Below are 14,683 nucleotides of genomic sequence, written 5' to 3'. Positions count from 1 at the left end.
TCACAAACACGACCGGATGACTCTGGGCAACGTCCCACCCGCACAAGTGACCTGAGCCACCACGATGAGCAGACCTGACAACGACGTTGGAGGATCGGGATGCGAATCGTGGCCGGGTTGGCTGTCGTGGCGATGTTGGTCGCCGGAACAAGTACCGCACAGGCGGACTCCCTCGACTACGTGGCCCTGGGCGACTCGGCGGCGGCCGGCCCGCTGATCCCGAACCAGGACCCGGCCCTGTGGTGCCTGCGCAGTGACCGGAACTACCCGCAGGTCGCCGCCAAGGTCCTCGGCGCGAGGCTCACCGACGTCACGTGCTCCGGTGCGAAGACCGACGACTTCGGGGGCCGCCAGTTCGGGTTCGTCGCGCCGCAGTACGACGCGCTGAAGCCCACCACCGACCTCGTGTCGCTGACGATCGGCGCCAACGACATCGGCCTGTTCCAGACCGCGCTGAGCTGCGTCAACCTCCTGCCGGAACCGGTAGGCGTCTCCTGTCACGACCGCTACAACGCCGGCGGCACCGACCAGCTCGCCCAGGCCGTCGACGCGTGGGCGCCGGAGTTCGGTGCCGCGCTGGACGAGATCAAGCGCCGCTCGCCGAACGCGAGGCTGCTGGTCACCGGCTACGGCACCTACATCAGGCCCGGTGGCTGCTACCCGCGCCAGCCGGTCTGGGGCCGCGACGGCGACTACCTGCAGAGCGTGATGAACAGGATCAGCGCGACCGCGAAGGCCGAGGCGGCCAAGCGCGGCGCGACGTTCGTGGACTTCGCGGCCGTGACGGTCGGGCACGACATCTGCGCGGCGCCGGCGGACCGCTACCTGGAGGGCCTGATCCCGACGACGATCGCGGCGCCGCTGCACCCGAACGCGGCCGGCATGAAGGCCTTCGGCACCGCGGTGGCGAAGGCGACTGATCTTGTCGGACCCGCTGCGTAAGTTGTGACGCAGGGGTTCCCAGCCAGGGGGTACCCCTGCGTCAGCGCGCCCTCCGCGCCGCCAGCGCCGCCGCGAGCAGCGTGACGTGCTCGATCCGCGTCGGGTCCAGCCCGGTCAACTCCGCGACTCGACGCAACCTGTAGTCCACGGTGTTCGGATGCACGTGCAGCTCGGAAGCAGCCGGCCGCCGCGACCCGCGTCGCAGGTAGACCTCCAGCGTCTGCACGAGTTCCTCGGTCAGCGGCTCGACGATCGACGCCAACGGTCGCAGGGCCGCGCTCGGCCGGGACAGCTGGTACTCCAGCAACACGTCGGCGAGCCGGTAGAGGCCGGGACCCGACCGCACCGCGACGGCCAGCACCTCGCGCGCCAGGACCGCGGCGGCCGCGACCTCGGAGGGTGAGGCCGCGACCGCCGCCACCGTCACCGGTGTCCCCGCCGAACGGGTCACGTCCGCGACGATCCGTTCCAGCGGCGGGTCCTCACCCGGCAGCAACGCGAGGCCGCCCTCGGGCGTGAGCGACGACAGCACCGGCTCCCGGCTGTGCCGCTCCAGCTCGGTCCGCAGGCGGCGCAGCTTCCGCCGCCCGGCGACCGCCGCGTCCACCCCGTCCAGCAGCTCGTCCGGATGCGGCGGTATGTGCAGCGCCAGCACCACGTACGGTCCTGACGCCTCAACGGTTCCGGAGAGCAGACCGGTGAGCAACGTGGCACGCGCCGAGCGTTCGTCGTCGAACATCGTCTGCCGCTCGTCGAGGTACCCGGCGCTCACCACGGGCGTCACGAGCTGCAAGTACCGCAGTGCCAACGCGTTGAGCGCGAGCACGTCCGAGACCTCCTCCGGGCGCGCCTCGGGCACCAGCGTCTCCCACACGACCTGGATGCCCACGTGGTAGGCGGTGAGCACCACGTCGATCGGCACGCCCTCCTCGGCCCGCCGCGCCGCCGACTCGCGCAGGAACCGCAGTTCGTCGGCCGAGGGCAACGAGCCGGTGGCGAGCACGGCCGCGAACCCGCGCAGGGCGTGCTCGGTGACGCGGAAGATGTCGCCGTCGAGCTCCTCCGCGGGCAGCTGGGCGTACGCGGGCACGCGCTGCACCAGCGACGCGATCACCTGCCGCACGAACGACGGCATCTCCGCGACGAGTCGATCTGCCAGCGGCCGGCCACCGATCACGTAGGACATCCGGTGATTGTGGCCGATCTACAGCTCGATCACCGTGCCGTCCAACGGAACCTCGACGCCGGCCTCCCGGACCTTCGAGAACTCCGGCGACGACGGGTCGAGCACCGGGTTGGTGTTGTTGAGGTGCGTGTAGAGCCGGCGGACGGACGGGAATCGCCGCAGCTCAGGCAGGCTCGCGGAGATCGGCAGGTGGCCCATGGCGGCCTGGCCGGACGAACTGCCGGTCGCCGAACCCATCTCCGACGCCGCGTAGAACGTGCCGTCCAGCAGCACGCAGTCGGCCCCGGCCACCACCTCGTCGAAACCGGAGGGCCACGACGCCAGACAGGGCGCGTAGACCAGCACACCGCCGGAAACAGGATCCTCGAACCGGTACGCGACCACCCAATGACCATCCACAGTGGACGAACGGGCGTACTTCGGCCGCTTGCCGCTGATCGGGATCGCCGACACGCGCAGCCCGCTGATCGAGAACGACTGGTCGGCCTCGACCTGACGCCACGCCACCGGCGCGTAGCCGTCGATCACCGTGCGCAGGTCGAACTGGTCCTGCAACGCGTGCAGAACCGGGCCCGGCGCCCACACCGTCAGACCCGCGCCCCCGCGCAGCGTCAGCAGCCCGAGAGTGTGGTCGAGCTCCGCGTCGGTGAACAGGGCGCCGCGCAACGGGGTGTCGCGCGCGCCGGGACCGGGGTTCAGGAACGAACACGAGGCGATCTGCGTCCGGATGTCCGGGGAAGCGTTGACCAGCCACCAGTCGGTGCCGTTGCCGCTGATCGCCAGGCAGTCCTGCGACCGCGACGGCAACGAGCCGGACCGAGCGCGCACGCACAGGGCGCACGCGCAGTTCCACTGCGGGAAACCGCCACCCGCCGTCGTGCCGAGCAGTACCGCCTTCACCGCATCTTCCTCATCGCCATCGCGGGAACCTCGGCCGGTGCCATCTCGGTCTCCAGGATCAGGTCCACAGTGGACCGCTCAGGTGACAGGGAACAGACGGGATCGGTCGCGGCGGCGTCCCCGGTCAGCTGGAACGCCTGACAGCGGCACCCGCCGAAGTCGATCTCCTTGCGCGGGCACGAGCGGCAGGGGTCCTGCATCCACTCGAAGCCGCGGAAGGCGTTGAACGACGGCGAGTCGTGCCAGATCTCGTGCAACGAGGAGTCGCGCACGTTCTCGATCGTCAGCGACGAGATCACCGTGGCGGCGGGACAGGGGAGTACGTCGCCATTCGGTGCCACCGTCAGCTGCCGCGCGCCCCACCCGTACATGCAGGGTTTCGGGTGGGCCTCGTGGTAGTCCGCGATGACGTAGACGATCTCCATCCGTCCGCGCAGACGTTCCTGCGCCGCAGCCACGATCGGGTCAGCGATGGCGAGCTGTGCGCGCGTGGGCAGCAGCACCGCGCGGTTGCGCAGCGCCCAGCCGTAGTACTGGGTGTTGGCGAGTTCCAGGCGCTCGGCGCCCATCTGTTCCGCCATCGCGATGATGCCGGCGATGTTGTCGAGGTTCTGCCGGTGCAGCACGGTGTTGACCGTCAGCGGCAGGCCCTCGTCCAGAACGTGCGCCGCGGCCTCCACCTTGCGGTCGAACGCCTTGATGCCGGCGATCCGGTCGTTGCCTTCCTTCGTCGCGTCCTGCAGGGAGAGCTGCACGTGGTCGACACCCAGGGAAGCCAGTTCCCGCAACCGGTCGCGGGAGAGACCGACTCCCGACGTGACCAGGTTGACGTAGCAGCCGAGGCTGTTCGCGTGCGCCACCAGTTCGGGCAGGTCCGGCCGCAGCAACGGCTCGCCGCCGGACAGGTGTATCTGGAGGCAGCCCAGCGCCCGGGCCTGGTCGAACACCCGCCGCCAGTCCTCGGTCGACAGCTCGGCGTCGCGCCGCACCAGCTCCAGCGGGTTCGAGCAGTAACCGCACTGCAACGGGCACCGGTGCGTCAGCTCGGCCAGCAGGCCGAAAGGCGCCTCAGCCATCGACGTCCACCACCCTTCGTTCGACCATGCGCGCGACCAGTTCGGCCACGTCCTCGGGTTCGACACCGTCGTACTCGTCCGCCAGCACGACAGCGATGTCGCCGACCGACCGGACGCCATCACAAAGCGCTACAACGGAAGCCGCGGTCTCGTTCAGCACCAGCACACCCTCGGGGAACAGCACGACGTGCGCCTCCCGGATCTGGTCGTAGGCGCACTTCACGCCGCGCCGGATCCGCGGCACGGCGTCCAGCGCGACCGCGGTCGTCACGGCCTGCCCTTGCCCGAGTAGTAGTCGACGGCGTCCAGCACGGCCCGCAGCACGTCGCACTTGAACGACAGCGCGTCGACGGCGGCCAGCTGCTGTTCGCGGGTCAGCGAGTGAGCGACCACGATGTCCACAGTGGCCTGTCCCTCGCCGGCGACCGCCTGGATGCGGTTGGTGAAGTAGGCGAAGCCCTCCTCGGCGATCCACGGGTACTGCTCCCGCAACGCCGCCAAGCGCTTGCGCATCAACGCGCCCGAGAACATCTCGGTGAGGCCGGAGGCGATGGCCTCGACCCACGGCTTGGTGCGCGCGAAGTTCACGTAGGCGTCGACGGCGAAGCGCGTGCCGGGCAGCACGTGACGTTCGTCGAGCACCTCTTCCCGCGTCAGCCCCACGGCTTCCGCGAGGCGGATCCAGTTCTCCGCGCCGCCCTCGCCCGGCTGCGTGCCGTCGTGCCAGACGATCCGCTCACGCCACTGGCGGCGGATCTCCGGCGACGGGCAGTTCGAGAGGATCGCGGCGTCCTTCTGCGCGATGCAGCGCTGGTAGTACCAGCGGTTCGCGGCCCACGCCTGAAGCTCGTGCTTGCTCAGCTGGCCCGCGTGCATGCGCAGGTGGAACGGGTGGCTGTCCCAGTACCGGGGTGCGAGGGCGCGCAGCTCGGCGACGAACTCCGCGGGAGAGACGGCAGTCATGGTCGGAAACTCCTCGGTCTACCACGAACGACGCGCGGGAGCCGGGATTCCCGGCATCAGTCGGGAACCCCGGCGCGAAGCCTGACGTCAGCTGCGAGCCGCGTAGGCGGTGACCTCCATCGGGGTCTCGAAGTCGCGGAAGTCGGGCTTGACCCACTCGCGCCTGACCTCGGGGAGCTTGGTCTCGGTGGTGGTGACGGCAACGTTCATGGCGCAACTCCTCGGGTGTCCTGCCTGCCAGCCCGTGGCGGGCGTGCAAGCGCTTTCCGTTGGGGGCGCGGCGGCTGACCACACGGTATGTGGTCGGGCCGTCACGGTCTAGACCGTACATAAAGTTACCTAAAGTCATCGGAGGGGTGACCCGATTGGCGGATGCGCCCGTGACTACACACCGTGGTTGTATCGAGAGGCCCCCAGCCCGAAAACTCCGATTTCGGGCTCGCCGTCGCCGCACGACGCGAAAGTTGAGGGGTCAGCACAATGGGTGCTCGTCGAAGTGCGCACATCGGCGTCCTCGCGCTCGCCGTAGGACTCTCCAGTGCTCCACTGGCGTCCGCGGCAACACCGGACGACGTCGGCGCGATGGCCGTGAAGACCATCGCGAGCGGCCTCAGCCAGGCCTGGAGCATCGACTTCCTGCCGGACGGCACCGGCGTCTTCACGCAGAAGGACGCCAAGACCGTCTCCACCATCACCAAGGAGGGCAAGGTCACCAAGGTCGGCGACATCCCCGGCGTCTCGGTGACCAAGGAGGCGGGCCTGCTGGGCATCGCCGTGTCACCGACGTACGCGGCGGACAAGACGCTCTTCCTCTACTACACAACGGGATCCGACAACCGGATCGCCACCTGGCAGATCGGCGGCGGCGCCCCGAAGCCGATCGTCACCGGAATTCCGCGCGGCTCGCAGTACCACCACGGCGGCCGCATCAAGTTCGGTCCCGACGGCTTCCTCTACGCCGGTACCGGTGACGGCCAGAACGGGAACAACGCGCAGAACAAGAACTCCTTGGGCGGCAAGGTCCTCCGCATGACCAAGGACGGCAAGGCCGCGCCGGGCAACCCGTTCGGCTCGCTCGTCTACTCCTACGGCCACCGCAACGTGCAGGGCCTGACCTGGGTCGGCACGCAGCTCTACGTCTCCGACATCGGCGCCAGCAAGGTCGACGAGCTCAACCGGATCGACGCCGGCAAGAACTACGGCTGGCCGACCTGTGAGGGTTCCTGCAGCACGTCCGGCATGACCAACCCGGTGAAGCAGTGGCCGACCTCGCAGGCCACTCCGTCCGGTCTCACCACCTACAAGGGCTCGCTGTACATGGCCTCGCTCAAGGGCGGCACGTTCAAGCTGAACACCAGCGGAGCGGGCGGCAAGATCTACACCAACCTCGGTCGCACGCGGGACGAGGTCGCCGGTCCCGACGGCTCACTCTGGGTGATCACGCCCGGCGGAATCCACCTCGCCGACGGCAACTGACCCACACAGCTCGGCTACCAGAGGTAGCGGAGAACGCCCCTCGCTTCACCCGCTCGGAGGCGAGGGGCGTCCCGGGACATCCGATCACTATTGCGGGTGCCTGCGATGTGTGATTGCGTAAATACGCCCTGCAACACCGCCGCCGCAGACAATTTACGAGCGGACCCGAAGGAGAGCACATGCGTGCTCGTCGTATCGCAGCCGTGGCGGCCTGCACCGCCGTGGCCGCATCCCTCTGCGCACTGCCCGCCTCGGCACAGGACGGCCCGTCGGTTCTGGCGGAACGGACCCTCGCCACGAAGCTGCACATCCCGTGGGACATCGAGTTCCTGCCGGACGGCAGCGGCATCTTCACCGAGCGGGACACCAAGAAGATCAAGAAGATCAAGGGCACGACCGTGACCGACCTGGACACGGTGGAACAGGCCCAGACGACCGGCGGTGAGGGCGGCCTGCTCGGCCTCGCCGTGTCGAAGAGCTTCGCGACCGACAACTCGGTCTTCATCTACTACTCGACGGCGAGCGACAACCGCGTCGCCAAGCTCCAGCTCGGCGGCACGCCGCAGCCGATCGTGACCGGGATCCCCAAGAACCGCTACCACAACGGCGGCGGCCTCGAATGGGGTCCGGACGGCTTCCTGTGGGCCACCACGGGCGACGGCCAGAACACCGCCAACGCGCAGAACTGGAACTCGTTGGGCGGCAAGGTTCTCCGCTTCGACGCGACGGGCAAGCCCGCTGCCGGCAACCCTCGCGCCGGCAGCGTCGTCTACTCGATCGGCCACCGCAACGTCCAGGGCATCACCTGGATCGGCAGCACCGCGTACGCCACGGAGTTCGGCAACAACACGACCGACGAGATCAACCGGATCGAGGCCGGCAAGAACTACGGCTGGCCCACCTGTGAGGGCAACTGCAACACCGCGGGCATGACCAACCCGGTCAAGACGTGGTCCACCAGCCAGGCCGGTCCGACCGGCATCGCCTTCTACAAGAACGCCCTGTACGTCGGCGCGGTCACCGGCAAGCGCGTGTGGAAGATCCCGGTGAACGGCACCACGCTCGGCACCCCGCAGGCGGTGTTCACCGGCTACGGCCGGGTGCGTGCGGTGACCACGGCGCCGGACGGCACGTTGTGGATCGGAACGTCCAACCGGGACGCGAACGGCTCACCGGGCGCGAACGACGACCGGATCATCTCCACCGACGGCTAGTCACCAGTTGCGAGCAGCGGGCATCCGGCGGAGCTGGTCGAGCACCGCCGGATCCTGCAGCTGCATCCACTGGATCACCTCGGTGTAGGTGGCGCACACCGTGTCCGGCTTGTCGCACACGTACTCCATGAACTGTTCCATCGCGGTCGAGAACGCGTTGCCGTTCCACTCGTTGAAGTGGTTGCCGACGACTATCGGCGCGCGGTTGCCGTTCAGCGCGGCCTGGTGCACCGACTTGTAGGTGTCGAGGACGATCTGGGAGAAGTCGGCCGCCCGCGAGGGTTCGTCCTTCGCCTGGTTGAGCGAGTACCAGAGGTTGAAGTCCATCATGACGACCTGCTTGCCCAGCCCGGGAACCTTCACCTCGGGCATCGGGAACTCGTACAGTCCGTTTTGGACGGTCGGCCACTGCACGCCGAGCGCGACCTTGCTGGTGTCGTAGACGAGGCCGTTCGCGGCCATCGCGGGGAAAGCCTGGTCCCAGTTGCCTTCCAGGCACGGCGTCCGTCCACCCCGGACGGCGTCGGCGGGCAGGTTCAGCCCCGCGGCACGGGACCTGTCGACGATCTGTTTGAACTGGGCGAGCTCCGCGTTCCAGGCCGCAGTGTCCCACTTGTCGACCGACGGCTGCGTGCCGTTCGAGCAGAAGTGCCCGTTGTAGTGCGTGCCGATCTCGTGGCCGTCGGCGATCACCTGGTTCAGGTAGGCGATTCGGGAGTTGACGTCCTGCCGGGTGCCGCCGAAGTCGATGTCGGACAGGCCGCGCTTGAGTCCCGCCGGTGGCTGGTACTGGTTCTTGTCCGGGTCCGCCAGCATGTAGACGCCGGACAGCAGGCCCGTCACGTGCGCGTTCTTGGACTTCGCGATCGGCAGGACCTTGTCCCAGTGCTGCTTGGACACCGCGCCGTCGAAGGAGAAGAGCACGAACTGCGGGGGCTTCTCGCCCGGTGCGAGCTTGTGCATCCACGGCTGCTTCTGCAGCTGTTCGGCACTGGGCGCGGGCACGGTCGGCGTCGGTCCCGCGTCCTTGGGAGCGGGCAGTCTGGGGGCCATCGGCAACGGGCCGGAGTCCGCCTGACTTGTCTGCTCCTTGTGCGACCCCAGGGTCATCACGATCGCCAGAACCAGCCCCAGCGCCACGCCCGTGGTCAACCATCCCCACCGCTTCACACCTTAGGAGACGACTGGTCACCCGAACGGGTTGCGCGGTGGAGGCAATTGGCTACTGAACGGGTTCGGCGATGACCACTCGGTTCGCCTCGTACCCCTGCTGACCGCCGACCCACGTGCCGCCGCAGGTGACCAGCACCAACCGGTGCGGCCCACGCGGCCCGAAGAACTCGACGGCACGCGCCGGGAGCTCCTCCTTGCGGACGGTCTCGATCTGCCTGATGCGGAACTTGAACTCCTTGCCCGCGCTGTCGGCGATCACGACCTCACGGCCGTTCTGCGCCTGCCACAGCTCCGCGAACGGGCCCTTCGCGCCCTTCCAGTCGACGTGCCCCGCCAGCACCGTCGCCCCCTCGGCACCCGCGAGCTCGGTGCCCCACCAGGTCGCCTCGCCGATGCCGTCGGGCACCGGCAGCACGCCGTCCTTGACCTCTTTGCGCACCAGCGTGGCCGAACCGCCCGAGGGCAGCCGCACCGAACCCGGACCGGCCTTGGGCGGTGCGGGCTGTTGCTGCTGCGGGGTGGGGTCGGCGGGCCTGGCGTTGGCCGTGTTCGCCCCGCCGAGCAGCCCGGTGAGGTCGGGGCCGCGGCCGGTGCTCAGGCTGTCCGCCACCGGCCCCGGCCCGACCACCGGGATCTCGTCCGCGACCGCGTGTCCTTTGAGGACCTCGGTCTCGGACGTGGTGACCAGCACGCTGGCAGCGGCGATGCCCGCCACCAGCGTGCCGGTCAGAAAAGCCTTGGGACTCACTGCCTGCGCCACACCAGGAAGCCTGCCAGCGCCGCGCCGAGCAGCACCAGGCCACCCGCCGTCAGCATCAGGCCCGGACTCAGCTGAGTGTCGAACGACGCGGTCGCGACCGGCGTCTGACCGTCCGCACCGGCGGGAATCGTGCTGGGCACGACCGGCTTGTTCGGCTTGTTCACCAGTTCGAGCGCGAGCGTCTGACCCGCCGCGACCGTGCCGCACGAGGCCGGCGGCGCCTTCGGGTCGAAGAACTCCTCATAACCCTTGGGGGCGGCCACTTCGACGAGACAGATCTCCTGCGGGGTGCGCAGGTCCGGCACCTCGACCGTGCCGTCGGGGCCGGTCTGCAGCACCAGCGGCTTGCCGTCCGTGCCGACGAGGTCCGTGTCGTCCTGCTTCTTCGCGGCCGTGGTCTGGTCCTTGGCCGTGACGCGCAGCGCGACGCCCGCGATGGCCTTCTTGGTCTCCGAGTCGATCTTCGTGATCTTCACGGCGCCGGGCGCGGTCTTGGCCTGGCCGTTCGCGGCGGCGTTCAGCTTCTTCTCGCCGCCGGTCGTGACCATGCGCTGCATGTTGTCCGTCTGGATCGGGAAGTGCACGACCGGCCGGTCGGCGGGGGAGTCCGCGACGGCCGCGATCGACGGCTTCGGCCCGGTCGGGATGACCTTCACGGCGGCGGGCTGGCCGTCGGCGCCCGTGGTGGCCGTGCCGCTCGTCTTGCCGTCGGCCAGCTTGGCGTCGGTCAGGGTGAACGCGATCGGGGCGTTCGTCACGCCCTTCTCGTTGGCCTTGATCAGCGACAGCGTCCAGGTGGACTCCGTGTCGATGATCAGCGGTTCCTTCGGCGCGGTCGCGGTGAGCGTCCACGGGCCGCGGTTGGCCTCGGCGTCGGCCTTGATGCGCGCGACGGTGTCCATGACGGACTGCGGCAGCCGCGCGGCGTAGAACGACGCGTCGTAGGCGAGGTACTTCGCGTCAGTCGTGTCGAACCGCACCGCGCCGTCGGGCGCCGAAGTCCAGCTGTGCAACAGGTGTGCGAGCGCGGCGGCCTCCTCCGGCGACTTGGTCGTGGAGTAGCGCAGCAGCAGGTAGGAGATGTTCGCCGCGACGTCCGGGGCGAGGTCCTTGCCCGCCTTGGTGCGCAGCGCGTCGCCTTCCTTGTAACCGACGTTGCTGTCCGGCGCGGGCAGTGCGTACTGCACGCACCACACCTGCTTGTCCTGCCAGACGTATGACCCGTGCCACTCACTGCCCGGTGTGGCGTTGGGCTGGAGCCCTGACGCGTTGTGGCCGATGCCCTTGACGCCGATCGCTGACGCCGTCGCGGGAACGGTCAGGAGCGCGAGCCCCGAAACCATCGCCACGGCGGCCAGACGTTTCCAGCCCATTTTGGATCTTGATCCCCTCTGACCTGCGGATTATCCCGCGTGCGAGCTTGTCGGTCCCCCACACCGGGGACAAGCCGCCACGAGGGGGAAGTCTCTCGCTACTCTGGGTGTGAACGTGATTGGAATGTGACGGGGCTTACGCCCTTCGTGCGGGACACGCCGCGACACGCCGTAGTCACATAACGCTCTGGAGTTGGCGCAGTATTTGCGCACGTGTGATCGTCGTCGGGGGTAAAGTCGCCTTTACCGATGGGGAACATGGCACCGAGCGTGCTCGTTGAACCCAGTGACGGCGTAAAGCAACGCCACAGGAGGACCAGGTGCGCTCGAGCAGCAACCCGGCTTTCCGTAACCTGCCGACCGGCGGCGGGTACGGAGGCTACGCAGGCTTCGGCCAGCCAGACCAGGCTGGCTACCAGCAGGCTCCGCCGCCGCTGACCAGCGAGCGGCCGATGACGATCGACGACGTCGTCACCAAGACGGGCATCACGCTCGCCGTGGTGGCCGCCACCGCGGTCGTCACCTACCTCATGCAGGCGTGGTTCCTGCTGTTCCCGGCCGCGATCGTCGGCCTCGTGCTCGCGCTGATCATCATGTTCAAGCGCATGCCGAGCCCGCCGCTCGTCATCGCCTACGCCGCCGTCGAAGGTGTCTTCCTCGGCGCGTTCAGCGGGATCATCGGCAACATGGTCGACCGCATGACCGGCAACCCGGGTCAGGGTGTCGTGATGATCGGCCAGGCCATCATCGGCACGCTCGGCGTGTTCTTCGGCATGCTCGTGGTCTACAAGACGGGCGCGATCCGAGTCACGCCGAAGTTCACCAAGTGGATCACCGGCGCCATCATCGGCGTCGCCGTCCTCATGCTCTTCAACCTGATCATGAGCTTCTTCACCGCCGGCGGCCTCGGCCTGCGCAACGGTGGCACGCTCGCGATCATCTTCAGCCTCGTCTGCATCGGCCTCGCGGCGTTCAGCTTCCTGATCGACTTCGACGCCGCGGACCAGGCGATCCGCGCCGGCGTGCCGGCCAAGTTCGCGTGGCAGATCGCGTTCGGCCTCACCGTGACCCTGGTGTGGCTGTACACCGAGATCCTGCGCCTGCTGTCGTACTTCAACTCGGACTGACGTTTCGGGTGAGTTGAAGGGGCGTTCCGCTGCGGCGGGGCGCCCCTTCGCCGTTCTGGGGGAGATGGGATGACGAAGAGGTTCGACGAGGGAATGCGGTTGCTGCGCCGCAAGGGCGAGGACCGGGAGAACGGCTTCTGCCTGCTGCAACGGCATGCCGTGGAGCTCCTCGACGAGTTGATCGAGGCGTTCAGGGGCGAAGAGGCCGAGAACATGCGCGTTCTGCTGCTCACGCTGATCGGTGAGGCCCGGTCGCCGCGAGCCCTGCCGATCCTGGCCGAGCACCTGGACCACGAGGACGAGTCACTCGCGTACTGGGCTGTCCGTGGTCTCGAGATGCTCGACACCAAGGAAGCGCGAACTGTCCTTTACCGTCACCGTGCCAACAACGCGCACACGTGAGGGGGAATTCAGTGGACTCCGCATATCGGCTCGTCCTGGAGCCGCCATCGGTCGACGACTACCTGCGCCTGCGCAAGGAATCCGGACTGAGCGCGCGAACTCGCGAAGAAGCCGAAAACGGCATCAACGGCGCGTGGGCCAGCGCCAGTGTCATTCACGTGGAATCAGGCGAAAGCGTCGGCATGGGGCGTGTGCTCAGTGACGGCGGCTGGTACTTCCACGTCATCGACATGGCGGTGCTGCCGGATCATCAACGCAAAGGCGTCGGCGATGCGATCCTCACCGCGTTGCTGGACCACATCGACGCCTGTGCGCCGAACGCGTACGTCAATCTCCTGGCCGACCCGCCCGGCCGTCGTCTCTACGAACGGCACGGCTTCACCGAGAGCGCACCGGCGAGTGTCGGCATGAGGCGGGTCTAGACCCGCCAGCGGACGTCGGGCAGTTCGGTTCCCACCTTGATCAGGCAGGTCGTGCAGAGCGCGCCCGCTTGGGCGCGTGACACCCGTTCGTCGGGCACCGAATGTTCGCAGACGGCCTCGTAAAAGCTGCGCGAGCCGTCGGTCTGGTCGAGGGAGAAAGCATGGCATTGCAGGTCGTATTCGCTTTGCCACCACACGTAGGGCATGTCCGACCCCTCCTTACTCATCGGTAGGGACGGACTTCCCCTCGCCAGATGACGCCATTGCGCGATGTTTCATCTCATCGGCAGAAAGGGTGCCTGCGAGTAGCTCCGTTCGGGTGAAGCGGAGCTACTTGCAGGCGTCAATTTGCAGATCTTGAGCGAAAGGTCAGCTCAGCCGCTCGATGACCATCGCCATGCCCTGGCCACCGCCCACGCACATGGTCTCGAGACCGAACTGCTTGTCGTGGAACTGCAGCGAATTGATCAAGGTCGTGGTGATGCGGGCGCCGGTCATGCCGAACGGGTGACCGACGGCGATGGCGCCACCATTCACGTTCAACCGGTCCAGTTCGATTCCGAGGTCCTGGTAGGACGGAATCACCTGGGCGGCGAACGCCTCGTTGATCTCCACGAGGTCGATGTCGGAGACCGACAGGCCGGCCAGCGCCAGCGCGCGCTTCGAGGCCTCGACCGGGCCGAGGCCCATGATCTCGGGCGACAGGCCCGAGACGCCGGTCGACACGATCCGGGCGAGCGGCGTGATGCCGAGTTCGCGGGCCTTCGTGTCGGACATGATCACGAGGGCCGCGGCGCCGTCGTTCAGCGGGCAGCAGTTGCCGGCGTTGATGCGGCCGTCGGGGCGGAAGACGGGCTTCAGCTGGGAAACCGCCTCGTAGGTGACGCCGGCGCGCGGGCCGTCGTCGGACGAGACCACGGTGCCGTCGGGCAACGTCACGGGCGTGATCTCGCGGGCCCAGAAGCCGTCCGCGATGGCCTTCTCGGCGAGGTTCTGCGAGCGGACGCCGAACTCGTCCATCTCCTGGCGCGAGATCCCCCTGAGCAGAGCGAGGTTCTCGGCGGTCTGGCCCATCGGGATGTAGACGTCCGGCACGACGTCCACCGAACGCGGGTCGACCCACTCGGAAGCGCCGGACGCGGCAACGGAGGCGGTGCGCGCCTCGGCCTCGCCGAACAGCGGGTTGTGGGTGTCCGGCCACGAGTCGGAGCTGCCCTTGGCGAACCGCGACACGGCCTCGACGCCGGCGCTGATGAACACGTCGCCCTCGCCCGCCTTGATGGCGTGCAGCGCCATGCGCGTGGTCTGCAAGGACGAGGCGCAGTACCGGGTCACGGTCGTGCCGGGCAGGTTGTCGTAGCCCAGCAGCACGGACACGACGCGCGCCATGTTGAAGCCCTGCTCGCCGCCGGGCAGGCCGCAGCCGAGCATCAGGTCGTCGATCTGCGCGGGGTCGAGCTGCGGCACCTTGTCCAGTGCCGCGCGAATCATCCGCGCCACCAGGTCGTCGGGCCGCACGTCCTTCAGCGAGCCCTTGCCCGCACGTCCGATGGGGGAACGGGCGGCGGAGACGATCACGGCCTCAGGCATCACGAAACTCCTCGTTGAGAGTCAAGGTTGCCGTCGAGCCTAGTTAACGCCCGCTCACCCCGGCCAGCGCGAGTGACGA

Annotated in this window: 17 protein-coding genes; 6 read left to right on the top strand and 11 right to left on the bottom strand. The window is 68.3% G+C overall.

Annotated elements, in window-relative coordinates; genetic code table 11:
• The first annotated feature begins 99 nt into the window (after positions 1–99).
• On the top strand, positions 100–942 hold the full coding sequence (locus BM417_RS33055) for an SGNH/GDSL hydrolase family protein (protein WP_177320722.1): 843 nt from the start codon (positions 100–102) through the stop codon (positions 940–942).
• A 40-nt stretch (positions 943–982) separates the two neighbouring features.
• Here the strand turns inward: BM417_RS33055 and BM417_RS33050 are convergent, their stop codons facing one another.
• The 6 genes from BM417_RS33050 to pqqA form a co-directional block, all read right to left on the bottom strand.
• Positions 983–2,128 (bottom strand): PucR family transcriptional regulator, encoded by a 1,146-nt coding sequence (locus tag BM417_RS33050; protein WP_093602635.1) that lies wholly within the window; start codon positions 2,126–2,128, stop codon positions 983–985.
• 18 nt (positions 2,129–2,146) lie between these two features.
• Positions 2,147–3,028, bottom strand: coding sequence for a pyrroloquinoline quinone biosynthesis protein PqqB (gene pqqB, locus BM417_RS33045; protein ID WP_093602633.1), 882 nt, complete (start codon positions 3,026–3,028; stop codon positions 2,147–2,149).
• The gene (pqqE, locus tag BM417_RS33040; RefSeq protein WP_093602631.1) at positions 3,025–4,104 is read right to left on the bottom strand and encodes a pyrroloquinoline quinone biosynthesis protein PqqE; all 1,080 of its coding nucleotides are present in this window, start codon (positions 4,102–4,104) and stop codon (positions 3,025–3,027) included. The genes pqqB and pqqE overlap by 4 nt, the downstream gene beginning before the upstream one ends.
• Complete coding sequence (pqqD, locus tag BM417_RS33035) at positions 4,097–4,375, bottom strand: pyrroloquinoline quinone biosynthesis peptide chaperone PqqD (RefSeq protein ID WP_245822312.1); 279 nt, start codon at positions 4,373–4,375, stop codon at positions 4,097–4,099. The genes pqqE and pqqD overlap by 8 nt, the downstream gene beginning before the upstream one ends.
• Positions 4,372–5,067 (bottom strand): pyrroloquinoline-quinone synthase PqqC, encoded by a 696-nt coding sequence (gene pqqC, locus BM417_RS33030; RefSeq protein ID WP_093602629.1) that lies wholly within the window; start codon positions 5,065–5,067, stop codon positions 4,372–4,374. Before pqqC ends, pqqD begins: the two co-directional genes overlap by 4 nt.
• Positions 5,068–5,154: 87 nt before the next feature.
• Positions 5,155–5,277 carry a pyrroloquinoline quinone precursor peptide PqqA gene (pqqA, locus tag BM417_RS33025; protein ID WP_063758378.1) on the bottom strand — a complete coding sequence of 41 codons (123 nt, stop codon included), beginning with the start codon at positions 5,275–5,277 and terminating at the stop codon, positions 5,155–5,157.
• A gap of 270 nt (positions 5,278–5,547) precedes the next feature.
• On the opposite strand from pqqA, the gene BM417_RS33020 reads away from it, so the two are divergent.
• A complete protein-coding gene (locus tag BM417_RS33020) occupies positions 5,548–6,543 on the top strand; it encodes a PQQ-dependent sugar dehydrogenase (RefSeq protein ID WP_177320721.1) in 996 nt (331 codons plus the stop codon).
• A gap of 179 nt (positions 6,544–6,722) precedes the next feature.
• Positions 6,723–7,757 (top strand): PQQ-dependent sugar dehydrogenase, encoded by a 1,035-nt coding sequence (locus BM417_RS33015; RefSeq protein ID WP_093602625.1) that lies wholly within the window; start codon positions 6,723–6,725, stop codon positions 7,755–7,757.
• Here BM417_RS33015 and BM417_RS33010 read toward each other — a convergent pair whose 3' ends face one another.
• The 3 genes from BM417_RS33010 to BM417_RS33000 form a co-directional block, all read right to left on the bottom strand.
• Entirely contained in the window at positions 7,758–8,909 is a 1,152-nt protein-coding gene (locus BM417_RS33010) for a polysaccharide deacetylase family protein (protein ID WP_245822311.1), read from the bottom strand.
• Positions 8,910–8,979: 70 nt separating this feature from the next.
• Positions 8,980–9,690, bottom strand: coding sequence for a class F sortase (locus BM417_RS33005; RefSeq protein ID WP_177320720.1), 711 nt, complete (start codon positions 9,688–9,690; stop codon positions 8,980–8,982).
• Complete coding sequence (locus tag BM417_RS33000) at positions 9,675–11,063, bottom strand: MSCRAMM family protein (protein WP_093602621.1); 1,389 nt, start codon at positions 11,061–11,063, stop codon at positions 9,675–9,677. The genes BM417_RS33005 and BM417_RS33000 overlap by 16 nt, the downstream gene beginning before the upstream one ends.
• A 320-nt stretch (positions 11,064–11,383) precedes the next feature.
• Here BM417_RS33000 and BM417_RS32995 point away from each other — a divergent pair, with 320 nt between their 5' ends.
• The 3 genes from BM417_RS32995 (at position 11,384) to BM417_RS32985 (ending at position 13,014) form a co-directional block, all read left to right on the top strand.
• Positions 11,384–12,190, top strand: a complete 807-nt coding sequence (locus BM417_RS32995) for a Bax inhibitor-1/YccA family protein (protein WP_093602619.1) — start codon at positions 11,384–11,386, stop codon at positions 12,188–12,190.
• Positions 12,191–12,259: 69 nt separating this feature from the next.
• Positions 12,260–12,592: a HEAT repeat domain-containing protein gene (locus BM417_RS32990; protein ID WP_093602617.1), complete on the top strand. Its 333-nt coding sequence runs from the start codon at positions 12,260–12,262 to the stop codon at positions 12,590–12,592.
• Positions 12,593–12,603: 11 nt separating this feature from the next.
• Entirely contained in the window at positions 12,604–13,014 is a 411-nt protein-coding gene (locus BM417_RS32985; protein WP_093602615.1) for a GNAT family N-acetyltransferase, read from the top strand.
• Here BM417_RS32985 and BM417_RS32980 read toward each other — a convergent pair.
• Positions 13,011–13,220, bottom strand: coding sequence for a hypothetical protein (locus BM417_RS32980; RefSeq protein WP_143138892.1), 210 nt, complete (start codon positions 13,218–13,220; stop codon positions 13,011–13,013). The genes BM417_RS32985 and BM417_RS32980 overlap by 4 nt on opposite strands.
• Before the next feature lie 163 nt (positions 13,221–13,383).
• Positions 13,384–14,604: an acetyl-CoA C-acetyltransferase gene (locus BM417_RS32975; RefSeq protein WP_093602611.1), complete on the bottom strand. Its 1,221-nt coding sequence runs from the start codon at positions 14,602–14,604 to the stop codon at positions 13,384–13,386.
• Positions 14,605–14,683: the final 79 nt, after the last annotated feature.

Source organism: Lentzea waywayandensis (assembly GCF_900115955.1).
In the GTDB taxonomy this organism is placed as follows: domain Bacteria; phylum Actinomycetota; class Actinomycetes; order Mycobacteriales; family Pseudonocardiaceae; genus Lentzea; species Lentzea waywayandensis.
This window is presented reverse-complemented; position numbering and strand designations above follow the sequence as displayed.